At 57.4% G+C, this 24,566-nt stretch carries 24 protein-coding genes; 8 read left to right on the top strand and 16 right to left on the bottom strand.

Translation table 11 applies throughout. The annotated features are described in order from the left end of the window. Complete coding sequence (tilS, locus tag BLQ24_RS02410) at positions 1-1,410, bottom strand: tRNA lysidine(34) synthetase TilS (RefSeq protein WP_176755847.1); 1,410 nt, start codon at positions 1,408-1,410, stop codon at positions 1-3. A 153-nt stretch (positions 1,411-1,563) separates the two neighbouring features. Between tilS and BLQ24_RS02405 the strand changes: the two genes are divergently transcribed. Continuing rightward, complete coding sequence (locus BLQ24_RS02405) at positions 1,564-2,478, top strand: ribonuclease Z (RefSeq protein ID WP_090162290.1); 915 nt, start codon at positions 1,564-1,566, stop codon at positions 2,476-2,478. A gap of 40 nt (positions 2,479-2,518) precedes the next feature. Here BLQ24_RS02405 and BLQ24_RS02400 read toward each other — a convergent pair whose 3' ends face one another. The 6 genes from BLQ24_RS02400 to pgeF form a co-directional block, all read right to left on the bottom strand. Further along, a complete protein-coding gene (locus BLQ24_RS02400) occupies positions 2,519-2,698 on the bottom strand; it encodes a hypothetical protein (protein ID WP_090162288.1) in 180 nt (59 codons plus the stop codon). 21 nt (positions 2,699-2,719) lie between these two features. Then, positions 2,720-5,281 (bottom strand): heavy metal translocating P-type ATPase, encoded by a 2,562-nt coding sequence (locus tag BLQ24_RS02395; RefSeq protein WP_090162286.1) that lies wholly within the window; start codon positions 5,279-5,281, stop codon positions 2,720-2,722. 22 nt (positions 5,282-5,303) lie between these two features. After that, a complete protein-coding gene (locus BLQ24_RS02390; protein WP_143004224.1) occupies positions 5,304-5,654 on the bottom strand; it encodes a metal-sensing transcriptional repressor in 351 nt (116 codons plus the stop codon). A gap of 862 nt (positions 5,655-6,516) precedes the next feature. After that, complete coding sequence (locus tag BLQ24_RS02380) at positions 6,517-7,557, bottom strand: DMT family transporter (RefSeq protein WP_090162283.1); 1,041 nt, start codon at positions 7,555-7,557, stop codon at positions 6,517-6,519. Positions 7,558-7,783: 226 nt separating this feature from the next. Next, a complete protein-coding gene (locus BLQ24_RS02375; protein WP_090162280.1) occupies positions 7,784-8,131 on the bottom strand; it encodes a rhodanese-like domain-containing protein in 348 nt (115 codons plus the stop codon). A gap of 73 nt (positions 8,132-8,204) precedes the next feature. Beyond that, positions 8,205-9,101: a peptidoglycan editing factor PgeF gene (gene pgeF / locus BLQ24_RS02370; protein ID WP_090162278.1), complete on the bottom strand. Its 897-nt coding sequence runs from the start codon at positions 9,099-9,101 to the stop codon at positions 8,205-8,207. 150 nt (positions 9,102-9,251) lie between these two features. On the opposite strand from pgeF, the gene BLQ24_RS02365 reads away from it, so the two are divergent. Both BLQ24_RS02365 and pta read left to right on the top strand, forming a co-directional pair. Beyond that, on the top strand, positions 9,252-10,145 hold the full coding sequence (locus BLQ24_RS02365; RefSeq protein WP_090162276.1) for a zinc dependent phospholipase C family protein: 894 nt from the start codon (positions 9,252-9,254) through the stop codon (positions 10,143-10,145). Between the two features lie 104 nt (positions 10,146-10,249). Then, positions 10,250-11,257: a phosphate acetyltransferase gene (gene pta, locus BLQ24_RS02360; protein WP_090162274.1), complete on the top strand. Its 1,008-nt coding sequence runs from the start codon at positions 10,250-10,252 to the stop codon at positions 11,255-11,257. Positions 11,258-11,463: 206 nt separating this feature from the next. Here pta and BLQ24_RS02355 read toward each other — a convergent pair whose 3' ends face one another. The 3 genes from BLQ24_RS02355 to BLQ24_RS02345 all read right to left on the bottom strand — a co-directional run bounded on the left by BLQ24_RS02355 (position 11,464) and on the right by BLQ24_RS02345 (position 13,144). Beyond that, a complete protein-coding gene (locus BLQ24_RS02355; protein WP_090162272.1) occupies positions 11,464-11,793 on the bottom strand; it encodes a hypothetical protein in 330 nt (109 codons plus the stop codon). A 188-nt stretch (positions 11,794-11,981) separates the two neighbouring features. Beyond that, on the bottom strand, positions 11,982-12,839 hold the full coding sequence (nudC, locus tag BLQ24_RS02350; RefSeq protein WP_090162270.1) for an NAD(+) diphosphatase: 858 nt from the start codon (positions 12,837-12,839) through the stop codon (positions 11,982-11,984). A gap of 5 nt (positions 12,840-12,844) precedes the next feature. Then, on the bottom strand, positions 12,845-13,144 hold the full coding sequence (locus BLQ24_RS02345; protein ID WP_090162269.1) for a DUF1858 domain-containing protein: 300 nt from the start codon (positions 13,142-13,144) through the stop codon (positions 12,845-12,847). A gap of 182 nt (positions 13,145-13,326) precedes the next feature. Between BLQ24_RS02345 and BLQ24_RS02340 the strand changes: the two genes are divergently transcribed. Genes BLQ24_RS02340 through BLQ24_RS02325 form a run of 4 tightly spaced genes read left to right on the top strand, consistent with a single transcriptional unit; the run spans position 13,327 to position 16,430 of the window. Continuing rightward, the gene (locus tag BLQ24_RS02340; protein WP_090162438.1) at positions 13,327-13,752 is read left to right on the top strand and encodes a Fur family transcriptional regulator; all 426 of its coding nucleotides are present in this window, start codon (positions 13,327-13,329) and stop codon (positions 13,750-13,752) included. Then, positions 13,749-14,792 (top strand): metal ABC transporter substrate-binding protein, encoded by a 1,044-nt coding sequence (locus tag BLQ24_RS02335; protein ID WP_090162267.1) that lies wholly within the window; start codon positions 13,749-13,751, stop codon positions 14,790-14,792. Before BLQ24_RS02340 ends, BLQ24_RS02335 begins: the two co-directional genes overlap by 4 nt. Before the next feature lies 1 nt (position 14,793). Then, positions 14,794-15,597, top strand: a complete 804-nt coding sequence (locus BLQ24_RS02330) for a metal ABC transporter ATP-binding protein (RefSeq protein WP_090162266.1) — start codon at positions 14,794-14,796, stop codon at positions 15,595-15,597. Next, the gene (locus tag BLQ24_RS02325) at positions 15,591-16,430 is read left to right on the top strand and encodes a metal ABC transporter permease (protein ID WP_090162264.1); all 840 of its coding nucleotides are present in this window, start codon (positions 15,591-15,593) and stop codon (positions 16,428-16,430) included. Before BLQ24_RS02330 ends, BLQ24_RS02325 begins: the two co-directional genes overlap by 7 nt. Before the next feature lie 47 nt (positions 16,431-16,477). Here the strand turns inward: BLQ24_RS02325 and BLQ24_RS02320 are convergent, their stop codons facing one another. The 6 genes from BLQ24_RS02320 to BLQ24_RS02295 all read right to left on the bottom strand — a co-directional run bounded on the left by BLQ24_RS02320 (position 16,478) and on the right by BLQ24_RS02295 (position 22,532). Continuing rightward, positions 16,478-18,133, bottom strand: coding sequence for a transglutaminase domain-containing protein (locus tag BLQ24_RS02320; RefSeq protein ID WP_090162262.1), 1,656 nt, complete (start codon positions 18,131-18,133; stop codon positions 16,478-16,480). 186 nt (positions 18,134-18,319) lie between these two features. Then, positions 18,320-18,979: a rhodanese-like domain-containing protein gene (locus BLQ24_RS02315; RefSeq protein ID WP_207644936.1), complete on the bottom strand. Its 660-nt coding sequence runs from the start codon at positions 18,977-18,979 to the stop codon at positions 18,320-18,322. 121 nt (positions 18,980-19,100) lie between these two features. Next, positions 19,101-20,099, bottom strand: a complete 999-nt coding sequence (locus BLQ24_RS02310; RefSeq protein ID WP_090162260.1) for a DNA/RNA non-specific endonuclease — start codon at positions 20,097-20,099, stop codon at positions 19,101-19,103. After that, positions 20,096-20,557: a hypothetical protein gene (locus BLQ24_RS02305; RefSeq protein ID WP_090162259.1), complete on the bottom strand. Its 462-nt coding sequence runs from the start codon at positions 20,555-20,557 to the stop codon at positions 20,096-20,098. Before BLQ24_RS02305 ends, BLQ24_RS02310 begins: the two co-directional genes overlap by 4 nt. Beyond that, on the bottom strand, positions 20,554-21,210 hold the full coding sequence (locus BLQ24_RS02300; RefSeq protein ID WP_090162257.1) for a histidine phosphatase family protein: 657 nt from the start codon (positions 21,208-21,210) through the stop codon (positions 20,554-20,556). Before BLQ24_RS02300 ends, BLQ24_RS02305 begins: the two co-directional genes overlap by 4 nt. Continuing rightward, positions 21,207-22,532: a metal-dependent hydrolase family protein gene (locus BLQ24_RS02295; protein ID WP_090162255.1), complete on the bottom strand. Its 1,326-nt coding sequence runs from the start codon at positions 22,530-22,532 to the stop codon at positions 21,207-21,209. The genes BLQ24_RS02300 and BLQ24_RS02295 overlap by 4 nt, the downstream gene beginning before the upstream one ends. Before the next feature lie 174 nt (positions 22,533-22,706). Between BLQ24_RS02295 and BLQ24_RS02290 the strand changes: the two genes are divergently transcribed. Continuing rightward, entirely contained in the window at positions 22,707-24,140 is a 1,434-nt protein-coding gene (locus tag BLQ24_RS02290; protein WP_090162253.1) for an L-cysteine desulfidase family protein, read from the top strand. Positions 24,141-24,566 lie beyond the last annotated feature (426 nt).

The following is a 24,566-nucleotide window of genomic DNA, read 5'->3' as shown; positions in this document are numbered from 1 at the left end:
TCATTTATCCCCCCGGATCCATACGGCGAGTACATCTTCAGTCTGCTCCGTTTCCGGGAAACGGGCACTGTACCGGGCCCTCCGGATTCCCTTCTGCTGCGGGATGAACAGGACTTCTCTGCCGATACAGATCATCTGAATCCGGTCCCTCGTCTCCTTCGGCACCTTATCATCCACGAATACATCCTGGATCTTCTTCCTGCCGCCCCGGATAGTGAGATAATCCCCCGGCTTCCTGGTCCGGATTCGCAGAGACCGGTCGAAACTTTCTCCCAGTGCCTCCTGCATCCGGTCGTAATCAAAAATGGCGTATCTGCCCCTCTCCAGGGTTTCTTCCAGCCCTCTGTGGAATTCTTCTGCAGGAAACCAGTCCTTCCGCATCCGGAGCGGAGAATCCTGGGGCTTCCCCGGCCGGCAGACCACCAGTTCGCCGTATTCCCGGCGCACCCGGTATCCCTCCGGAAGATCCACGCTGCCCGACGGCTGTTCAGACTCCGCCAGATGCCGGACTGCCTCATAGTGAGCCGAAGACACGTTCTCTTCCAGTCCCAGCCGGCGCAGCGCTTCCCCCACCAGCCGGCGCAGCATGCCCGGCGATACTGTCCTGACATCTTCATCCAGACAGATTTCGTTCATGCTGCTCTCGGCTGTATGAAGATCCAGACCGATTTCCACCATCGGCTCCAGCATCTCCCGGTCTTCCGCCGCTGCCCGGCCCAGCCTGAGGATCGCCTCCTTCACCCGGGGATTGAACTGTTCCAGATATGGGATCAGTTCCAGGCGGATCCGGTTTCTGGTATAAACCGGCCGGCTGTTGGTTTCATCAGTACAGTACGGGATTTTCTGTGCGTCCAGCCAGTCCAGGATTTCTGTTTTCCATATTCCCAGAAGCGGACGGATCAGCCGGTAGCCTTCCGGGGTCCTGCGCTCCGGCTCGATCCCCACCAGACCGTCGGTGCCGGTCCCTCTGAGAATACGGAACAGGATCGTCTCTGTCTGATCGTCCGCATGGTGTGCGGTGACGATTTCAATCTGCTCCGGATCCGCACCCGCTTCCTCCAGCCGCCGGGCTTCCTCCCGGAAAGCCCGGTACCGCATCCGGCGGCCCGCTTCTTCGCTGCTGATCCCCTGTTCCTGCGCCGCTGCCTCACAGTCGAACACCACGGTCCGAAGCGGCAGCCCCCGCTCCTCACAGAGATGCTCCACAAACCGCTGATCCGCCTCCGCATCCCCGGGACGGATCTGATGGTTCACATGCACCGGATGCAGGGTCAGATGCCGCTCTTCCGCCATCTCCAGAAGCATATGAAGCAAAAAAACCGAATCCGGCCCGCCCGAAAGCCCCAGCACAACGTGCCGGTTCGTGCCGATTCCGTCAATATCCACTTTTTTCCAAACTTTATAATCCATGGTCGTATTATACCACGGCCCGGTGTTTTTTGCATTCCGGCGGGGCCCTGTGCTACAATGACTCTGCAAAACCGGCAGAAAAAGGAGTACAGGAACGGCAGCAGACGTCTCCTTCTCCCTTTCTGCCATGCAGAAAGAAGGAATGAAACGACTATGATCGATGTAACATTACTCGGTACGGCAGGTATGGTCCCGCTGAAAAACCGCTGGCTCACCTCCCTGTATCTGTACGAGGGAGGCCGGGCCGTTCTGGTGGACTGCGGAGAAGGGACACAGATCGCCCTCAGTGAAGCCGGCTGCCGCCTGAAACCCATCGACACCATCTGCCTGACCCACTTCCATGCGGACCACGTAGCCGGCATCGCCGGTCTTCTGCTGTCCATGGGAAATGCCGGAAGGACGGAAGATGTGACGGTCATCGGACCTCCGGGCATCGCCTCGATCCTGCAGTGTCTCCTGGTGATTGCCGCCCCGCCTTTCCGCGTCATCGCCGTGGAAGCGGATGATTCCGGAGAAGAAATTCTTCGTTCCGGCAATCTGTCCATCCGCCCCTTCCCGGTCAAGCACGTGGTGCCCTGCTTCGGCTACCAGTTCACCCTGCCCCGCCACCCGAAATTTCTGCCCGAGAAGGCGGAAGCCCTGGGTATTCCCCGGAAAGTGTGGAAACTGCTGCAGGCAGGCGAATCTCTGAAACTGGGGGACCGGGTGATCCGTCCGGAAGAAGTGTCCGGACCCGAACGCCGGGGGCTGAAACTTGTTTACTCCACCGACACCCGCCCGGTTCCGATCCTTTCCGAAATGGGCCGGGAGGCCGATCTCATGATCCTGGAGGGTCAGTACGAGGATGACACGAAGCTGGCCAAGGCCAAGGAATGGGGACATATGACGTTCCCGGAGGCAGCCCGCCTGGCTCGGAATGCCGGGGCGAAGGAGCTGTGGCTCACCCATTTCAGTCAGGCCCTCAAGCACCCGGAAGACTATGCAGATAACGCCGCCTCGATCTTCCCGAATACGGTGGTGGGCCGGGACGGAATGCACAAGACGCTGAATTTCACGGAAGAAAAATAGAGGAGATGTGAGGTTGGTTCTGCCTCACATCTCCTCTTCTTCACATCTTCTCTTTCTGATGATGCTCCTCCGAAAGCGCCTTCAGCGCACTGCAGGTACTGCAGTTTCCGCCGCTGCAGCCGCTGCAGCCGCAGGATCCTTTTCCTTTCCGGGCACCCCGCACCGCCAGCACGAATAATACGCCGATGACCGCCAGGATGATGCCTCCTGCTACATTCATAATCTCACCTCACCTTTCCGGTTACCGGATCGACTTCACCACGTAGTCTTTGTCCTCCACCGCTTTCTTCAGCACATCGTCCGCCACTTCGTGATCCATAGTGACCACCGCAGTGCCCTGCTCATGGCTGACTGCCGCTTCTGTCACGCCGTCCAGACTCTCCAGCGCCTTCTTCACCGTTGCCTCACAGTGACCGCACATCATCCCTTCGATATTCATTGTCTTTTCCATTTCCGTTTCCTCCTTCGGATTCTTTTCTTTGGTGTTGATTTTTTTATCTTTCGCCGCACTATGCAGATCGAACAGATTCAGCCGCAGCGCATTCATGCAGACGAAGAAGCTGGAAAGGCTCATGGCCGCCGCTCCCCACATCGGATTCATGCTCCAGTCCAGAAGCTGCACGTAGGCACCTGCCGCCAGCGGGATCAGCAGAACATTATAGAAGAATGCCCAGAAGAGGTTCTCGTGAATGTTCCGGACCGTCGCCCGGCTCAGCCGGATCGCACAGGCCACATCGGTCAGCCGGCTGTTCATGAGCACCACGTCGGCGGCGTCCACCGCCACATCGGCGCCGGCGCCGATGGCAATGCCGATATCGGCCCGGGTCAGTGCCGGCGCATCGTTGATGCCGTCTCCCACCATGGCGACCCGTCCCCGCTTCTGCAGTTTCCGGATCACACTCTCCTTGCCGTCCGGCAGAACCCCGGCGATGACTTCGTCTACCCCCGCCTGCCGGCCGATGGCCCGGGCAGTCTTCTCATTATCTCCGGTGAGCATCACCACATGAATGCCCATATTCCGCATCTGGTGGATCGCCTCCGGACTGTCTTCCTTCATTGTGTCCGCAACGGCGATGATGCCGGCCAATTTCCCATCCTCCGCAAAGTACAGGCAGGTCTTGCCTTCTTCCGCCAGATGATCAGCCTGCGCCGCCAGATCCTCCGGCACATCTGCCGTCCGGCGGATGAAATTCCGGTTGCCCCCGGCCAGCTGCAAAACGCTGCCGCCTTCCTCCGCCGACGAAGTCCGCCGGAGCGCAGTCAGACCGTTTCCGGCCACTGCCCGGAAGTCTTCCACGGCGAAGGTTTCTGTGCCCTGCTCCCGGGCCCGGTTCACCACCGCCCCGGCCAGCGGGTGCTCACTCTGTATCTCCAGCGAGCAGGCCAGAGTGAGCAGCTCTTCTTCTGTATACCCCGGTGCCGGAATAATATTCGTCACAACCGGTTTTCCGGCCGTGATGGTTCCGGTTTTGTCCAGGGCCACCGCCCGGATCCGGCCGGTTTCTTCCAGGGAAGCGGAGGTCTTGAACAAAATTCCGTTCTTCGCCCCCAGGCCGTTTCCCACCATGACAGCCACCGGCGTCGCCAGACCCAGTGCACACGGACAGCTGATCACCAGCACACTGATGCCTCTGGCCAGGGCGTACCCGGCGCTTCGGCCCAGGAGAATCCAGATGATCGTCACAGCCAGGGCCGCCAGCAGAACCGCCGGAACGAAGACACCGGAAACCCGGTCTGCGATCTTGGCGATCGGCGCCTTGGTGGCCGCCGCATCACTGACCATCTGAATGATCTGGGACAGGGTGGTATCCCGTCCCACCCGGGTCGCCCGGGCCCGGATATAACCTGACTGGTTCAGGGTGGCGGCAGAAACCGTGTCCCCCTCTCCCTTGTCCACCGGGATGGATTCTCCGGTCAGCGCACTCTCGTCCACAGCGGTGCTGCCTTCCAGAATGAAGCCGTCCACCGGAATATTCTCCCCCGGCCGGACGACGAAAATATCTCCTGTTTTCACCTGGTCCACAGGAATTTCCTGTTCTTCGCCGTCCACCAGCAGCACCGCTGTTTTCGGCGCCAGCTTCATGAGCCCCTTCAGAGCATCTGTGGTCCGGCCCTTGGACATAGCTTCCAGCATCTTTCCCACAGTGATCAGTGTCACAATCATGGCTGCTGACTCGAAATACAGATTATGAGCATCGGCCATGAGGGCACTTCCGTGTCCCGCCATCTGATCCCGGGTCATCTGGAACAGAACCACCGTGCTCCATGCAAACGATACCCCGGACCCCATGGCCACCAGCGTGTCCATGTTCGGCGCCCGATGCATCAGACTGGAGAAGCCGCTGACAAAAAACTTCTTGTTGATCATCATCACGATGGCTGCCAGGATCATCTCCATCAGAGCGATCCCCATCGGATTCCCCTCGAAGAATGCCGGCAGCGGCCAGCCCCACATGCTGTGCCCCATGGAAAAATACATGAGAACCAGCAGAAATCCCACCGAACTCAGGAGGCGGCGCTTCAGCACCGGCGTCTCGTGATCCCGGAGAGCCTCCTCTTCCCGGCTGAAATCCATTGCGCTGCTTTCTTCCCGCGGTCCTTCCCGGTCCATGGGCGCCGCATCATAGCCCGCATCCCGGACGGCCTTCATCACCGCCTCGGGGGCCGCTGTGCCTTCCACCCCCATGGAGTTCGTCAGCAGACTGACCGAACACTCCCGGACCCCCGGCACGCCGTTCACTGCCTTCTCCACCCGGGCCTGACAGGCCGCACAGCTCATTCCTGTTACTGTATACTTATCCAATCCTTGCCTCCTGTTCCGGCGCTTACCGCATCATCTTCTGCAGCAGTTTCACCAGCTCTTCCACCGATGCGTCATTGCCGTTTCTCACATCATTCATGACACAAGTCTTAATATGGGTGCTCAGAACTTCCCGGTTGAAACTGTTCAAAGCAGCCGCAGCCGCCATGCTCTGCGTCAGAATATCCGGACAGTACGCATCTTCGTCGATCATTCGCTCCAGACCGCGGATCTGCCCTTCGATTCGTTTCAGCCGTGTGATCAGACTCTTCTTCTCTGCCGCATCCCGCTCCTTCTTCTCGTGGACACCGCAGCCGCAGCTGCATTCCGACATTGCTGCACCATTCTCTCTATCCTGCATCCCATCTGTCACCATTTCCGCACCTCCGACTCCATCATCCTTCCGGACACATCCGGCAGTTTCGGGCGTATACCCCCACTGGGTATCTCCCGTGTGTAAACCATATACCCCCTATGGGTATATGTCAACCAGACTTTTTTCATATTTGACAAAAAAACAAGGCGGAGGGCGGTCAAGTAGACCGAAAAAGGCGGCCGGGCATCGGCCAGCCGGGTGCGAAAATCCAATTTTTCATTATTCCGCACCATCTTACTCCGTTTGCGGCCACCGGAAGAGGCAACCTGAATTCCAGCGGTGCGGAAATCAAAAAAAATTCTTTTTCGCACCTGCACGATTCAGGCCCGGATTGAATAATCAGCGTTCATTTTCCGTGCTTGAATATATTTACAAAACAATTTAGTAATATTCACCCAATTGAAAGCAGCACCCGCTCAACGAAAATGCGGTGGCAATTTTTTCGGTTGACTCGGATATCTATTCATAGTCCGGAATATCATTTCACTCCCAGAAGGTGCGAAAACAAGCATTCTGCCTCAGTCCGCACCTTCGTGGGGACCGGAAATATTTTTATCAAGATTTACTTTGATTTTCGCACTCTCATAACCGAGATTTTGGTGCGAAATCGAGGAAAAGGGCATTTCCGCACCCACCGGCATTTCTTAGATATGATTCGTATACGATCTTGCCACACACCGTCATACATCAGAATCCGAATCACGATTTGTATACAATCTACCTCCGACCAGCCTGCCAGCTCAGCCTGCCTATCCTGTAGCCGGTCATCCAACCTCGACCAGCCTGCCCGGCCAAATAAAAAAAAGCTGCTGCAACGAAACGCTCGTTTCGTTGCAGCAGTCCCCGCCATTTCCTCCCGGGATTATTCATTCACTTCTTTCAGTACACGCTCTGCAGCATCCGCTTCCTCGGTCAGAATCCGCTCCACCCCTGCAGCCTCTTCATCCAGGGAAGCTGCCAGAGGCTCCGCCTTCTGCCGGGCCGCCAGCATCGGCGGCAGGATGTTCGCCAGCGAACCGGCCAGAATGAAGCAGATGCCGACGATCTTCGTGACCGGCATCGGATCCCCCAGAACCAGCAGGGCCAGAATCGGCGCCAGCACCGGCTTGAAGAAAAACACCAGAGAAACGGTGTTCACTGAAACCGTCTCCATGGCCTGGAAATAGCAGGCGTATCCGATGCCGGTCACGCCGACACAGACGAACAGGAACGCCGGCAGGACGGACAGCGAATAGCCGGAAAACAGCGGAATCCTGCTGAACATGGTGAGTCCGGCATGATTCATGGCAGCGGCCACCCCCGGAATATACGTCAGCAGGGCCAGGAGAATCATCTCCAGACTGCCCAGCAGGAAGGACATACAGGTGTTCACCAGTCCGCCGAACTTTTCCGTCGGCTTCTTCCCCCCTACCCCGTACAGGGCGAAGGTGACAGTGGCCAGCATTGTGAAGATCACGCCGGCTAAGCTGAGCTTCATCTGCAGCACGTTGATGACGAACAGGATACCCACAATATCCAGACCCAGCGACACCAGATTCCGCCGGTAAATCGGCTCCCCCAGAAGCAGGAAGGCGAATACCATGACGAAAATGGAATTACTGGAGAACAGCACCGCCACCACCGAAGCCTGGGTGTACACCACCGCCAGCTGGTAGAAGGTCATGGAAACTGCCACGCCGATCAGCCCCAGCAGGGCGAACCGGCGGATGTCCCCCCCTGTGAAGTGCAGATTCTTCTTCCGAAGATGCCGCACCGCCAGCGGCAGCAGCACCAGGCCGCCGATCAGGAATCGGGTGAACGTCACCTGCACCGGATTGAACGCATTTCCCATACTCTTCAGCATAATTTCCATCAGACTGAAGAAAATCGTGGTAACGGCGATGTAGAAATAGCCTTTTTTCACGAAAAAACACCTCGGTTTCGTTTCTTCGGCACGGGGACCCCCGAACCATCACAACGCACTGTGTATACACAGTACAATTAAAAACATTCGGCTACTACTATATCACCAGGTCCCGGGAAATGCAAAACGCTTCGAAAAAAATCACCCGTCTCAACTCTGAAATTTCCTTAAGGTCCATTCCGGGCCGTCACGTGGTTCCCGGTGTTCCGGCCACCGGGCCGGGCCCTTACATGGTCCCCGGCGACCCGTCGGACTTCACCAGCCGGGCCAGATCCGGGTCGAACTGAATCAGGCCGCCCAGATTCGTTACATCCCGGTACCCCAGTTTATTCAAATATCTGCAGGCTGCCCGGCTCCGGCCGCCGGAAGCGCAGTAGGAATACACCGGCACATCCTTTGATGCCGGAAGATCTCCTGTGCGTCTCCCCAGCTTTCCCACCGGAATATTCACTGCATTTCGCAGGTGGCCGGCTTCGTACTCCTCTTCACTGCGCACGTCCAGCAGGAACGCCTCATCCCGGTCCAGATAATCGTAATATCCTTCTTCGAAATTCTCCGCTTCTCTGTATCTCATTCGTTTTCTCTTGTTTCTCCTTATTGTCTTACTATTCCTGTCACCCTTGCCGTCGCTGCGGTTTTCCGCCTTACTATCTTTCTTCCTCCGCCGGATTCAGCATGATGGCCGCCATGTTATTTCCCCGCATGCCTCCGGTCGCCCGGTGGGAGAACAGCCGCCCCGCATTACAGCAGGTACAGATGTCCGTGACGCTGATCTGATCTGCCGGCACGCCTGCCTCCTCCAGAATGATCCGGTTGGCTCCCCACAGATCCAGCTGCCAGTGACCGTTGTGCTTGTTGATCAGAATTTCCTCTTCGTGACCCGGAAACGCAGCCAGAAAATGCTCCGCCACATCATCGGAAATCTCGTAACAATCCTGACAGATCGAAGGTCCCACGGCGCATACCAGATCCGACGGATCCGTGCCGTACTGCACCTCCATCCGGCGGATTACCTCCCGGCTGATCCGCTGAACCGTTCCCCGCCAGCCGGAGTGGGCGATGCCGACGGCCCGGTGCCGGGGATCGGCGAAATAGACCGGCACACAGTCAGAAGTGAACGCCGCCAGAATCAGTCCCGGCACATCCGTGACCAGCCCGTCCACGTCTTCGTAATCCCGGGGCTTCGTGGTTCCCTTCCCCGCATCCTCCTCTGTGACCACCCGCACGTTCTTCGTGTGCGTCTGGATGGTGCAGACATAACGGTCCTCGGTGGTTCCGAAAACCCGGGCCACCCGCCGGAAATTCTCCAGAAGATGGTCCCGATTCTCTCCCTCGTGATCCCGGAAATTCAGCGATGTATACATTCCCTCGCTGGCGCCGCCGTCCCGGGTGGTGAAACAATGCCGGAGGATACCGGTTTTCTCCAGTTTGGGAAACGTCAGAAGACAAAGTTCACCGTCCTCCCCGTTCGGATACCGGTTTTCTCTGAGCACCGGCTCGCTGCCATGCCGCCGGAGCGGCAGGTTATTCCATTCTATATACATGCTTCTGTCCTCCTGTGAAAATAATATGACGACTACCGTCCCTGATAGTATATAATAGAGTTCCGTTACAGAAAACCGGAAAACAACCGGGCCGGGGGCGTAAGGTGCCATCTTCCCCTTCCGTCCCCGGCCTGCCAGAAGGAGGAAATCATGCCTTCCACATTCGCTCACCATCTTCACGGCCAGCTGGTGCTGGACCGCTGCCCGGAAGAAATTGCTTCGATCATCCGGGAGAACCGGGAACTTTTCGATATCGGCGTCCATGGACCGGATATTCTTTTCTATTATAATGCGATCCACAGTAACCGGGTGAACCGATTCGGCCACTATCTCCATCACCACCCGGCCTTTCTGTTCTTCGGGCCGGCTTCCGCCGCAGAACGCGGGAAGCGGGCCCCGGTGGATGAGAGCGAAAGCAGAAGGCGGCTGGCTTATCTGGCCGGCTTCGTCTGTCATTTTGTCCTGGACAGCGCCTGCCATCCCTATGTGCAGAGGAAAATCGAGGTGGACGGCATCCCCCACGGGGTCATCGAGGGAGATTTCGAACGGTTCCTGATCCGCCTCTCCGGCGGGGACCCGGTCCGAACCAGGCTGACGGATCAGATTATACCCAGCGAAGAAAACGCAGAAACAATTCGGGCGTTTCTTCCGGAATTCTCTTCCCGGGATATTCAGAAGTGTCTCCGGGACATGAAATTCTGGCATGACGTGATCTACGCCCGCACACCGGTGAAACGGGGGCTGCTGTACGCCGGCATGGAGATCATCCGCATGTATCCCCAGCTGAACGGAAGGGTTATGCGCCCGGCCCCGAATCCGGACTGCGCCGACAGCAGTCTCCGGCTTCTGAAATACATGAACCGGTCCCTGGACCCTGCCGTGGGGCTGATCGAAGAATATTTTGCTTTTCTCCGGGGGGAGAGGCCTCTTCCGGCGGCGTTCAGTGCAACGTTCAGCTATGGCCGGGCGTACCGGAAAATCCCGGTATACAGCCTGAAGAAAGAGCGGGAATACGCAGTTCCCGGCGCATCCGGCATCTCTTAAGAAATCTTAAGGACCGGCGGCCGCACGCCGGTAATGTTTTGTGCTAATATATTACTGTTTGTATTCAGTAAAGTATGAACGAACAATATATGGAGGTAATACCAATGGGAATGTTTGAAAAACTGGAAGAGCAGCTGAAGGCGAGCCCGAAGACGATCGTTCTGCCGGACGGCCCGGATCCGCGGATCATGGAAGCGGCGGAGAAGCTGCAGAAGGGTGGTTTCCTGCAGGTCATCCTGATCGGCACAGAAGCGGAGTTTGCAGAAGGCGCCAAGAAGGGCGGCTATGATCTGACCGGCTGCGAAATCATCGATCCGGCGAACTACGCCGACATGGATGCGATGGTGCAGCAGATGATGGAACTGCGCAAGGGCAAGATGACCGAAGAACAGGTTCGTGAAGCGCTGTCCCACGGCAACTATTTCGGAACCATGCTGGTGAAGATGGGCAAGGCAGACTGCCTGCTGGGCGGCGCCACCTACTCTACGGCGGATACGGTCCGTCCGGGTCTCCAGCTGATCAAGACGAAGCCGGGCGCTCATCTGGTCAGCTCCGTCTTCATTCTGGTCCGGGAGGACGAGAAGCTCTGCTTCGGTGACTGCGCGATTAACATCGATTATCAGGATACCGTGGACAGAAAGACCGGCGAAGTGAAGTTCACCGCTGCCCAGAAGCTGGCGGAAGTTGCCGTGGAATCTGCGAAGACTGCTGCCGTATTCGGCATTGATCCGAAGGTTGCGGTTCTCTCCTTCTCCACCAAGGGTTCCGGCAAGGGCGGCACGGTTCAGCTGTCCCACGATGCAGTCATCGAGGCCCAGAAGATGGATCCGGAACTGGCCATCGACGGTGAGCTCCAGTTCGACGCTGCGGTTTCCCCGGTGGTTGCGGAGACGAAGTGCAAAGGCTCCAAGGTTGCCGGTCAGGCGAACACCTTCATCTTCCCATGCATCGAAGCCGGCAACATCGGCTACAAGATCGCACAGAGACTGGGCGGTTTCGCAGCATACGGCCCGATTCTGCAGGGTCTGAATGCGCCGATCAACGACCTGAGCCGGGGCTGCAATGCGGACGAGGTCTACAAGATGGCGCTGATCACTGCGGCGCTGAGCTAATTCAGCTGCAGCACCAGACATACGGCAGTATGTTCAGATGCTGAACGAAAATATTTCCCGCTGTACGGCGACGGGTTTTCCCCGGTCCGGACAGCGGGCTTTTTTTCATCTCGCATGGAGCGGAAAACGAATATAAAAAACAGGAAAGGCACCGCCTTTCCTGCGTACTGCAATCCGATGATTTCCGATGATTCTGCTTTCCGGGTCTACTCGATCTCTCCCTGGAAGAACAGGGTGCACTCTCCGTCCATGTATTCCTGCAGGTCGTGAATGATGTCCGTCACCTGCTCCGTATCCGGCCGGCCGCTGTTCAGCGGGTTCAGCCGCATCCACCCCTCTTCCAGATCCTTCAGCCGGAAGAGCGGATCCGAGAAGGCGCGCAGTTCCTTGGAATCCGGGTTCTGGTGTGTTCGGTCGATGACAATACGTCCTTTCCGGCACAGTCCCAGAAAACACTTCAGCTTGTCCACGCTCATGTTCTCCAGCTCCACGCCCCGTTTCGTAATGTAATGATCGAGATTCATTCTGGCTTTCATTGGTGCATCCCCTTTCTTCAGTGTATTATACTGAATGGGGCAGAAGAAACAAGGCCGCCGGAGCGGAAACTGCAGATTCCGCCGAAAATTGTCATAAACTGTTTCCGGAATTTTCCCGGGTAACAAAGATTATTCGGCTTTTTTGTTGCTTTAGCGCATTATCATGAGAAAATCACTTGTACAATTAATTACAGTTTTCCAGCCTTAAAGCGGTGCATCATCTCACTGGTCAGGCTGAAATCATCGTCTTCCCCGGGGATGTCCTCCCGCTTCACCCATTCCGCCTCTTTCAGTTCCTGACGGTCCATGTGGATTTCCCGGCTTCCGTCCACTTCACAGATGAAGCCCGCCAGCAGATCGTCCACAATGCCCCAGGGCTGGGATTTATAATACCGGATGTTTTTCACCCGGAGGCCTGCTTCTTCCATCACCTCTCTGGCCACGGTCTCCTCCAGGGTCTCTCCGATTTCCGTGAACCCGGCGATCAGCGCATAGTTCTTGAACGGCCGGTTGGCATATTTCGTCAGCAGAATCCGGTCCCCGTCCACCACTGCCACGATCACCGCCGGGACGATCCGGGGATAGATGACCCTCCCGCAGGACGGGCAGCGGACCGCCCTTTCTGCAGAAGACAGTTCGGTCCGGCTGCCGCAGGTTCCGCAGAACCGATTGTCCCGGTACCAGTTCCGAAGCTGGTATCCGGTGAGAACGCTGTACGCCTGTGATTTCGGGGATCTCCGGTCATTCCGGTAATACATCGCTGGTTCGAAATGCCAGCCCGGCGGCAGGTTCTCCGGATCGATTCCCGTCTCCCGGTCCGGAAGCAGGAAGATTCCCCTTCCGTCCACCCGGAACAGGAAACGGAGGTCCGGGGCAGTGATCCCGGCGAAATCCAGTTCTTCCAGAGAAGGCAGTTCCATGGCGCTGCCCTCCCCTTTCATCAGTACATTGCTGCCGGAAAAAAACAGGACCCGGGAGGAAGCATCCGCCTTCCCGTCCGGGTCATATTCATTCCGGAATACGCTGGGTGCGATATCCTGAATCATTTCTGTTATGCCTTCTCTTTCTTTCCTGCGAATGTGAGCCGCTCTTCCGGCTTGTCTTCGCCCCCCATGATAACACGGTTCAGTGCCTTGCGCACTTTCACCGGGTTCATGCCATGCACATAGCACGCCTCGGAAAGGGTCTCCATACTGGACGCTGCGCAGCCGATGCAGTGCATTCCGTGCTCTGCCAGTACATGGACCGCCTCCGGATAGAGTTCCACGATCTCACTGATCAGAGTATCCCGGTCCACCGGACCGTCGGCATATTCATCCTCCATGAACACGTTGAATTCGCTGTCTGACATATTTCTTCCTCCTGTTTCTCAGAGTTTCTTTTCACACTATATATATATCCGCCGGAGCGGACTTCTAACATTCTACCAGAGAGAAAAAGGATGTCAACCGGCGGGATCCTCTTGACAACGGGAACCTGCGTGGTATAATTCGAAAATGAATTTCATTTTCAGATTGGAAGTGAGGCATGAAAATGGGAAACAGATCATCCTACAGGACCAGACAGCGGGAAGAAATCCTGGACTTTCTGAAATGCCGGGAAGGCAGTCATGTTACAGCGGCCGGCCTGCACGAGGAAATGAACCGGGCGGGAATCCGGATCGGACTGACCACAGTTTACCGCACGCTGGATAAGCTGGCGGATGCCGGTGATGTGCAGAAGTACCGCATTGAAGGTGTCAGCAGTGCCTGCTATGAATATCTTGGAGAAGGAAACCGGGAAGAACATGGGGAGTACCACTGCAAATGCGAGAAGTGCGGCCGCCTGATTCACCTCCACTGTGAAGAAGTGGAGGCACTGCGGAACCATATTGCGGCGGAGCACGGTTTCACAATGGATACGGGACGCACGGTATTCTACGGTATCTGCGGGGAATGCCGGAAAGGACGGGAAGAATGAGAAGAATCCATACCGGAACGGGACAAAAAAATAAATGCGAACGCTCCGGAAAGGTGCTTTTTGTCCTTCTCCTGGTCCTGACGGCACTGGTCCTGCTCTCCGGGTGCACCGGGAAGAAAGCCACGGAAGCCCCGAAGAACCACCGGATGAAGATTGTTACGACGATTTTCCCGCCCTATGACTTCGCCCGGCAGATTTCCGGGGGAAAGGCGGAGGTCAAGATGCTGCTGAAGCCGGGTCAGGAAACCCACCTGTATGAGCCGACCCCCCGGGACATCCGGATGATCCGCCACGCGGACCTTTTCATCTACACCGGCGGCGAAAACGACACCTGGGTGAAGGATATTCTGGACGGGATGGGAAAGGATGCACCGAAAACCCTCCGTCTGATCGACTGCACGGACACCCTGGAAGAGGAAACTGTGGAAGGCATGGAGCCGGAACACGAACATCACGAGCACCGTGAGCACGCCGGAAAAATTGAAGAAGACGCACCGGAATTCGACGAGCACGTGTGGACGTCCCCCCGGAAGGCGGCGGAAATCACGGAAGCGATTGCGAAAGAAATGGAGCAGATGGATCCGAAAAACCGCAGTGTATACGTCCGGAACACCCGGCACTATGTGAAGCAGCTCGCTAAACTGGAGCAGAGCTTCCGAGATGTGGTGCGGCACGGAAAACGAAAGACGGTGCTGTTCGGGGACCGGTTCCCTCTCCGGTATCTGGCGGAGGATCTGGGATTGAAGTATTATGCCGCCTTCTCCGGGTGCTCCGGAAACAGTGAAGCGAGCGCCGCCACAGTGGTGTTTCTCACAAAAAAAGTGCGGGAGGACCGCCTTCCAGTGGTATTCCACATCGAACTGTCCCAGGGACGGATCGCCCGTTCTGTGGCGGAAGCCACCGGGGCCAGGGTGATGACGTTCTCCAGTTGTCACAATGTGACTGCCCGGCAGATGCGCCGGGGCGTCACATACCTGGAACTGATGAAGAAAAATGTGAGGGTTCTCCGTTATGCGCTGAACCACGATCTGGGAGACTGATATGAATCTGATTGAAGTAAAAAATCTGACGCTGACCTACGACAGCCGGACCATCGCCGCCGAGAACCTGAACTTTCAGGTGGAGGAGGGTGATTATCTGTGCATCGTCGGCCAGAACGGCGCCGGAAAATCCAGCCTGATCAAGGGACTGCTGCAGCTGATCCGGCCGGCCGGCGGCGAAATCATTCTGAACCCTTCCCTGGACCCCCGGGATATCGGCTATCTTCCCCAGCAGACCACCGTGCAGAGAGACTTCCCTGCATCGGTCCGGGAAGTGGTGCTGTCCGGCTGCCTGAACCGGATGGGGCACCGTCCGTTTTTCGGAAGCCGGGAGAAGAAACTGGCCCGGGAGAATATGGAACGGATGGGAATCTATCCGCTTCGGAATCGGTGCTACCGGGATCTGTCCGGGGGCCAGCAGCAGCGGGTCCTGCTGGCCCGGGCGCTCTGTGCCACAAAAAAAATCCTGCTCCTGGACGAACCTGCGGCAGGACTGGATCCGGTGGTGACCCAGGAATTGTATGATTTGATTGAACGGGTCAACCGGGAAATGGGCATCACGATTATCATGGTTTCCCACGACATCAGCCAGTCCCTCCGGTATGCCAGGCATATTCTGCAGCTGAGCCGCCGCCAGCTCTTCTACGGTACCACGGAGGAATACCGGAAGAGCGATGTGGGACGGAAGTTTATCCACCTGGCCTGGGATGCCGCCGGAGCAGACTTCCCATTGCCGGAGGGCAGGGACGAATCCCGTTCCCCGCAGAATTCAGATGCGGCCGAAGAAAGGAGCGAATCATGCTGAACCTGTTATCCCAGATGTTCCAATACCCCTTCATGATCCGGGCGTTTCTGGCCGGCACGGTGATTGCACTGTGCGCCTCCCTTCTGGGAGTCAGTCTGGTGCTGAAGCGTTATTCCATGATCGGAGACGGCCTGTCCCATGTGGGGTTCGGCGCTCTGGCCCTGTCCGCAGCCCTGAATGCGGCCCCTCTGGCAGTGTGTATTCCTGTAACAGTGATCGCTGCTTTCCTGATGCTGCGCATCAGCCGGAACGGCAGGATCAACGGGGACGCCGTGATCGCGCTGATCTCCACCGGTGCCATGGCGATCGGCGTCATGATCATTTCCATGACCGACGGAATGAATGTGGATGTCTATAACTACCTGTTCGGCAGTATTCTCAGCATGTCCGCCTCCGACGTATATCTGAGCATCGGACTTTCTGCGGCCGTGCTGATCCTGTTCATTCTGTTTTATCACCGGATTTTCGCCGTCACCTTCGACGAGAACTTCGCCCGGGCCACGGGAACAAAATCCGAAGTGTATAATACCCTGATCGCCCTGCTCACAGCCATGGTGATCGTCCTGGGTATGCGGATGATGGGAGCGCTGCTGATCTCCAGCCTGATTGTATTCCCCGCCCTGTCCGCCATGCGGATCTGCCGGACGTTCCGAACCGTTACTCTGAACGCAGCCGTGATCTCCGTGGTCTGCCTCTGGCTGGGGCTCACCTGCTCCTATCTGTTTGCCACCCCTACCGGCGCAAACATCGTCGTCATGAACATCGCCGCATTCCTGATCTACAGCGTCACCGGAATCGTAAGCCGCATGGGAGGAAAGACGGCCGGACGATAATCTCGTCCGGCCGTCTTTCACGCAATCAGACTCTGTCAGCTGCTTCATCAGCATCCGCAGTCGTCCACATCCTCTGCAAAAGAATAGGTATAGCTGAAGCCCTTCGCATTGCCGTAGCAGGAGAGATACTGACCATCATACTCCGCATACGGGTACATGAAATAATTCAGGGTGCCGTCCTCATTCAGAATGCCCAGATGGTTTTCGGCGCGGTCCACGGCAGAAGTTGCTTCCTGCCGCGGGGACAAGGTAATATCTCCCCCCTGGGAAACCATCATCCACTGCGCCTGGCCCCGGCCCCAGTACGCATCCTTCAGCGCTTTCCAGTCAGCCCCATTCGGAGCATTCTTCCCCCGATAGGCGTCTTCCTTTCCGATGATCTCCTTCAGCACTGCACTGGCATCCGCTTCTGCCCATCCGTATCCCGGCAGGTAGTACTGCGGCTTGCACTTCTGAACGTGCTGGTCCCCTTTCTTCATCGCATCCAGTTTGAATCCGTAGACGCTCCGGGCCGGAATTCCTTCCGCCCGACAGAGGGCCACGAAAACCGCATTGACGTCGGTGCATTTTCCGATCCCCTGATCTCTGTGATTCAGAATGTACACGACCTCTCCGGACCCGATTCCCGGTGTACTGCTGTCTCTCCGGAGATTCTCGCAGACCCAGTCGTAAATAGCATACGCCTTCTGATACACCGTCTTCGCTCCGGCTTTCCGGACAATGCCGTCTGCCGTTTCCTTCACGATTCCTTCCGTCAGGCTTCCGCTCCGTTTCGTCTCCTTCAGATAACGGCCCATTTTCTTCCGGTCAACGGTTCCCTTCTCCCGGGAAGCCAGACCGGCCGGCCGGACGATCGCCTGGCGGCTGACATGGAAGGATGCTTTCACCATCCGGTCCTGGGGCAGGGCTGCAGCTTTCCACTCGATATACAGCCCCCTGTTTCCGGCGGAGTCCGTTGTCTGTTCCACCTTCGACACGCTGTCTTCATTTACCTCCCAGCGAACGTCAGACACGATCTGATCCCGGTCCGTCTGAGGAATCGGAATCCACATCCGGGCCGTCTTTCCGGCAGGGTATTTCGCCTCGTCGGTCATCCCCGCCTCCAGCGTAATGGTTCCGTTCACTGTCTCCGCCACCGTGATCCGGACGCTCCCGTTCCGTATTCCCTTCTTTCCGGATTTCACCGTAATTGTCACCGTGCCCGGGCTCACGCCGGTGACCAGACCGGAAGCACTGACCGTCGCAACAGATCTGTCACTGGAAGAATAGGAAACATTCTGATCTGCACCCGCCGGGGATTTCACATACACGGTGCAGTGGTTCTTCACCCCGATGGTCTCTCTGGTGCTCACTGCCTTCAGCTGTTTCGCCACAACCCGGACCCGGATTTTCTTCGTCTTTCTGCCGTACACCGCCTTCAGATAAGCAGTTCCGGCCTTTTCTCCCCTGACGGTTACCGCCCGGGACGATTTCTTCGTGATCCTGATGATTCCCTTCTTTCCCGCTGCCTTCCATCGGACACTTCGGCTGGACCGGAACGTCCCGTGGCTTCCGACCGTAATCGTTCTGCCGGAAGGTGAAACGGTCCATTTCGAAGCCGCTTCCGCTCTCTCCGGACCGGTAAGCCCGATCATCCCCGCCGCAAGCACAGCGGTGATGCACAGTGTCAGAAGGCGCGCTGCTGATTTCCTGTGATGCTGCATGTGTCACCTCCACAAAAAATACGCTATCATTCGTTCGTCTGTCCTCTATTGGAACAAACGGGGAACAATTCTTTCCCTATGAAAATGAGGAGCTGACAGACGCAACTCCTCATTTTCCTGCAGAAAATCCCGTCGATTTCCGTCAGATCCTGTCGGATCCGAAGGAAAACCGGGAACCTGTTTCTGTTATGCCTGTACGGACGCAACCGGATATCCGGCATCAACCCATGCGGAGATGCCGCCGCCGTAACGGTATACGTTGGTGAAGCCCTTCTGAACCAGATACTTCGCTGCAACGTGGGAACGGGCACATCCGACGTGACCGCAGTAAACGACAATCTTATATCCCTTGTCCTTCACGGTCTTCACAGTCTTCTTGTAGTAAACCTTCTTGCCCTTCACGGTCTTCACAACGCGGTTCTTCTTCGCCAGCTTGCTGTAGGCCGCCTTGCTGACCTTCTTCAGTGTCGTCACCTTCTTGGACGGCAGAAGCTTATTGACCTGGCCCAGCAGATCCGCCTTCGCCGCATCGGTGTACTTATCCTCTGTCATCGGCGCTTCAGAATTGATGGCACCCGGAACATGCTGCTTGTTGTAGGAAGCTGCTGCCGGCATGGTGTCGATGATAATCATCTTGTCCTTCTTCTCAACCCAGGAATGCAGCGTGTCGGTATCCACCAGCTCATATCCGCCATCCTTCCATTCCTTGATGAAATTGTACGTCACAGTCTCAACCTGTTTCTCATTCGGCTTTTCCGAAAAGGTAGCTGCGAAAACGCTCTGGAAACCACTGAAGCAAAGAACCACACTGACTACGAGGGCTAAAATAATTCCCTTCCGTTTCATAAATATTCCTCCTTGTGTGAAAAAAATATTTGCTGATTAGATTATACCATGTGATAATTCTTCTTTATTATTGATATTATCAATAATAATCATGGCGCCGGCGTTTCCCGGAAATATCCGCCTACGGCTCGCAGTTTCCGCAGGGCCTGTATCCATCCCGGATCAGGGCGCTGCGTCTGGATTTCACCGTCTTTCGATTATGTGCCTTAATCTGCCTCACCGAAGCGCAGGACGGATAGTGAAACACCTTCCGGTTCGTATTCAGCACATAGGTCCGGGCTTTCTCATTTCGATCGTTCGCCGAGCTCCCCCTGTTTTCGCTGCCGGTTTCTCCGGTTCCGCTGCCCTGCACCACCAAGCCGGTCCGGTAGTTAATGGATGCCCCCGGCGTCACATTGAAACAGTAGACGTAGAAGGAAACCCCTTCCCCCCGGTCTTCCACCGACCGGGCCTCCATATACACACCGGAAGCCACCAGATTGTCTCCCCGGAATACCGGCGTCACCCGGTACAACACGTGGTTTCCGGTTTCTTTCACATAATCCGCCACCTGGTTTTCGAATCCCAGCATCCCTTCAATATTCAGATAATGGGTGCCGGTAATGAGATTCCGTTCATTGGCGTTCTCTCCGGTGAGCTGGTAGCCGATCAGATGGCATCGCTCCCACCTCATGCCGGACTGCCATCCTGTGGGATGGACGGAGCTGATGTCTCCCCGTTCCGCCCGGGGCATGGTATCCCGGGACACATTCACGAAACAGGCGGTGCACCGCCCCAGCCGGTCCAGCGCCCCGTATTTTTCAAACGATTTCGTGCTCATCTGAGACTGCTTGAACCGGGGCTCGTTCTTCCGCACAACCACATAGGGCCGACCGTGATATTTCGGGATACTTTTGTCACTGACACGCTGGACCCCGCTGCTCCCGGATGATGCGGCAGTCTGCCCGGATGAATCCCCGCTTCCGGACGTGCTTTCGGCAGCCGCAGAAGAGCCGGACTTCGGCGTCACCCCGCATCCCGTCAGCAGCCCCGCCGGGATGGACAGCGAGAAAGCCGCCGTCAGGGCAATTCCCAGGGCGGCAGCCTTACGAAGGATATCTTTCCATTTTCTGTTTTTCATTCATACACCTCGATTGTGACCGGATCATGGGAGGATCCGGTGATATTCTGAACGGACCGGCGGGTCCATGGGCCAGGGAGATCCAGATCAAACCAAAGGTCCGCCGGATAGACCCGGTTCCAGCGGCAGATCACCAGCGTGCGGATCCGGTCTGCGAAGCGGCCCGGGGGCATATCCTCGTCAAACACGAAATCACCGGGGCCGGCTGCGCTCAGCGGATCCGGTTCCACCCGGATCTGCTCCGCCATCCTCCGCAGATCCTCCGTATCTACGGCAGGAACCCCGTCTTTCTCCAGTTCCTCTGGCAGCGCCCGGAACATCTTCGCCGAACCTTCCGTCATGATCAGATGTCCCTTCGTCATCTCCAGAATATGACGATTCACCAGACGGTCCCGGGTCTGCCGGCGGCCGCCGAACATCATGCCCCCGTTATCGTCCAAACACACGATCAGATTCATTCCGTTTCCTCCTGCCGGTAGGTCGGCAGCCGTTTCGTCAGTCTCTCCGGAGGAGAGTACACTCCCTCCGAGAAAACCGACCGGAAAACACTGCAGTTACTCAGCGGCTCCCCCCACCGGCGGATCCGCTCCTCTTCTGATGCGCCGGGCAGCGCCACCATCAGGCCATGGAGCGCCATGCCGTGGGTCACAATCAGCACGTTTTCCGGGCTTTCCAGACTTTCGCTCTCTTCCAGGTCCCGGGCCAGCCACCGCAGAAAATCTCCGGTCCGCCTCACCAGATGGTCCGAGGACTCGATGCCGGGCACCGGCGCATTGTCCCAGGGCGCATCCACATAGGCCCGCGCCCGGGGCGCCAGCTTCTCGTACACATGCCCTTCGATGGGACCGAAATCAATCTCGATCAGTCGGTCATCTGTCACCACCTGCTCCTTCGTCCATCCGGATGCCAGGGATGCCGTCTCCCGGGCCCGATCCAGAGGGCTGGAATACACCCGGGTGAAACGGATACCCTTCTCCCGGAACTTCGCACCGGTCTCCCGGGCCTGCCTTCTTCCGGTTTCATTCAGAGAGATATCTCTCTGCCCCTGCAGCCGGTGCTTCCGGTTATAGTCGGTTTCCCCGTGTCTCAAAAAATACACATTCGTCATCATGCTCTTCCCTGCTCCATGAACCTGTCTAATACCTCTTCCACCACCTTGAAACGTTTCACCTTCGGATGGTCGAAGAGTTCCCCCCGGCTCACCACCAGCGCCGGATCTCCGAGCGCCCGGAAATCCCGGAGCGGATCGGCGGAGGTGATCACCATGTCGGCGGCTTTCCCGGTTTCGATACTCCCCGTGAGGTCCCCGATTCCTGCGATCTCCGCATTCCCCAGCGTTGCCATGTGCATAATCCGGTCCGGTTCCAGCCCGCAGATCTTCCTGAGATGCGCAAGCTCCCGCCAGATTCCGTAGTGAGTCACAAACGGACAGCCGGTGTCCGTGCCCAGGCCCATCCGGATCCCGTTCTCCGCACAGGCTCTGGTCAGTGCAATGCAGCCCTCCAGCACCACCCGGCCGTTCACTTGCTGGGTCCGGGTGGCACGGCTGACCGAACGGTCGAACAGCGCATACGGCACCGCCGGAGAGATCGTTGTGACGAAAGATGCGCCTGTCTCCCGGAAAAGCGCCATCATCTCCTCATCCGGCATGGCGCCGTGCTCGATGGTGTCCACCCCGTTTCGGAGCGCCGTCTTCACCCCTTCCGGACTTTCCACATGGGCCGACACCGGAAGGCCCCGCCGGTGCGCCTCTTCACAGGCCGCCCTCACGTAATCCGGCGGCATACGGAGCACTCCCGGTTCCCCTTCCTTCTCAGCGTCCAGAACGCCGCCGGTGATCATCAGCTTGATCAGATCTGCGCCGGACTCTGCAATCATGCCGGTGAAGCGGCGGGCATCTTCGGCGGAAAGCGCTTCATACGCCAGGGACCCCGCCATATGTCCCCCCGGCACTGACACCGCCATGTTGCCCGCCAGAATCCGGGGACCTGCCAGCTTTCCCCTTTGAATCCGGTCCCGGATGCGGCTGTCCAGGTCATCCAGACCGCCTACCGTCCGGATCGTGGTCACACCGCTGAAAAGCTCCGTCTTCGCCGCTTTCTCACAGATCCTCCGGGCCATGGTCATGCCTCCCGGAATCCGGCGGATCTTCCGCACCGTCTCCTTCGGGTCCTCAGGCCTGGCCTTCGGCTTTCCCGACGCCGGGAGATGCACATGCAGATTGATCAGACCGGGCATCATCCACCGGCCCTCCAGATCCACAATCTCATGGCCGAACAGATCCGTGTGCCGGTCTCCGATGGCCGTGATCCGTCCCTCCTCCGTGAGAATCACCGGCCGCACCAATTTCTCCATGCGCCCGGCGTCATTCAAACGGCCGGTATAAACCGTTCCGTTAATATATGCGTATTTCCTGTTTTCATTTCTCTTCATGGTTCACCTGCCCCGGGCTTTTCCCGTCTTTCGTAAATTGAATCTATTATACACCATATCCCGGCGGAGATGGAATCTGTTATACTGAGAGAAGGACCGGGGGTGGACAAAAAATAACCGGAGCAGCCGGCCGCCCTCCCCCCCACAGAACACAGAAAGGAGATACCGAACCCTATGCACGAACTGACGAAAATCATTCTGAATGACATGAAACCGGCACTGGGCGTCACAGAGCCCGGGGCCATCGCCTTCGCCTGCGCCCGGGCGCACGCCCTGATTCCGGGGGACATCCTCAACATCACCGTCAGACTCAACAGCGGCATGTACAAAAACGCCTTTACCTGCGGCATTCCGGGCACCGGCAACACCGGCATCCTGTTCGCCGCAGCCCTGGGCGCCCTCTGCGGTGATTACCAGAAAGGACTGGAAGTGCTGCAGGACGTGACACCGGAAGCGGAAATCGCAGCAGGACAGATGGTGGCCCGCAAACGGGTCAAAGCGGAAATGACCGCCGTCACCAGCCGGATATTTGTGGAAGCCGAGGTGGAGACAGACCGGGGGCGGGCCCGGGTCCGTATCCGGGACACCCACACGAATATCACCCAGGAAGAAGTGAACGGCGAAATGATTCTGGACCTGGAGGCTTCTGGAGGAGGCACCGGAGGAAATGCCGGAGGAAATGCCGGTGAAACCGCCCGGGAGACTCCCCCGCAGTCCGGCACCGGCCAGAAAGCTTCTGCGGATGACGCACCGGAGATCGAAGCCGGCCAGAATTCTTCTGCAAATGACGCCCCGAAGGCAGAACCCGGCGTAGACACTGCAGCGGACACCGCCCCGCACCTCATCCATCAATATTCCGTACAGGATTTCCTGAAACTTGCCGATCAGGAATCTTCGGAAAATCTGGCCCCCATTCGGGAGGCTTTCACCATGAACCTGGCGCTGTTCCGTCAGGGACTGGACAGCCCCCGCACCACCTTCTCGAAATACCTGCTTCAGAAAAACGGCGGAGAAGTTATTTCAGAGGATCCGCTGCGTACGGCCCAGCTCCTCTCCGCCGGTGCCATTGAAGCCCGGGTGCTGGGACTGTCCCTTCCGGCCATGAGCATCACCGGCTCCGGGTCCCACGGCATTATCGCCACCCTGCCCCTGTACGCCTACGCAAAGATTCGGAAAGTGCCGGAAGATGAGCTGCTCAGGGCTGCCCTTCTCAGTTTCCTGATCTGCACATACATCAAGGAATACTCCGGCCGGCTCTCCGCCTTCTGCGGCTGCGGAATTGCCGCCGGCACCGGCATGGCCTGCGGCCTCGCCCGGCTCCGGGACGGCTCTTCGGAAGACATGGACCGGACGATCCGGAATATGGCAGCCGGCATCACCGGCATGATCTGTGACGGCGGAAACCAGGGATGCGTCATGAAGAACATCGCTGCGGTGGACGCCGCCTTCCGGGCTTCGGATCTGGCCCTGGCGGGAGTTGCCGTCGACCCGGTCCACGGGATTCTGGGAAATACACCGGAGGAAACCATGCGGAACATGGGTCGGATCGCCTCTCCTGGCATGACCGGGACAGAGAAAACCATTACAGACATTATGGGCGAGAAATAACGTTTCTGCCGGTCGGGTGTCGGGTGCGATTCCGCGAAAAAATCCATTTTCGCACCTCGCTGCTCCGGTTTCAGTTAAACGGGAAGGCGGTCGAGATTGCGTAAGTCAAGTCCTGATTTGTGTGTAAATTGCCTTTAGGCATCTTTGGATGCAGGGGATGCCCTGCATCCACTACCTGACCGCCGGCGCACCGGAGCGGGTCTGTCAAGGATGCAGAATGCACCTCGAAGAGGTTTCCTTGACAGAACTGCGACGATGTGCCAGCCAAAAGTCATGCCGCCAGAAGCGCGATCTGTTCTTCTGCTATTCTGACGAGCTTCTCCTTCGTGCCCGCCTCCTGCATCTTCCGGTAGTACTTCTGGCTGAAGATCGATTTTCGGGACTGCCTGATGCTGTTCTGCTCGATCAGTACCGCACCCATCAGGC

This window comes from Eubacterium pyruvativorans (assembly GCF_900102225.1).
GTDB lineage: Bacteria > Bacillota > Clostridia > Peptostreptococcales > Anaerovoracaceae > Aminicella > Aminicella pyruvativorans.
Note: the sequence above shows the minus strand (reverse complement) of the source record. Positions and strands in the feature narration are given on the sequence as shown.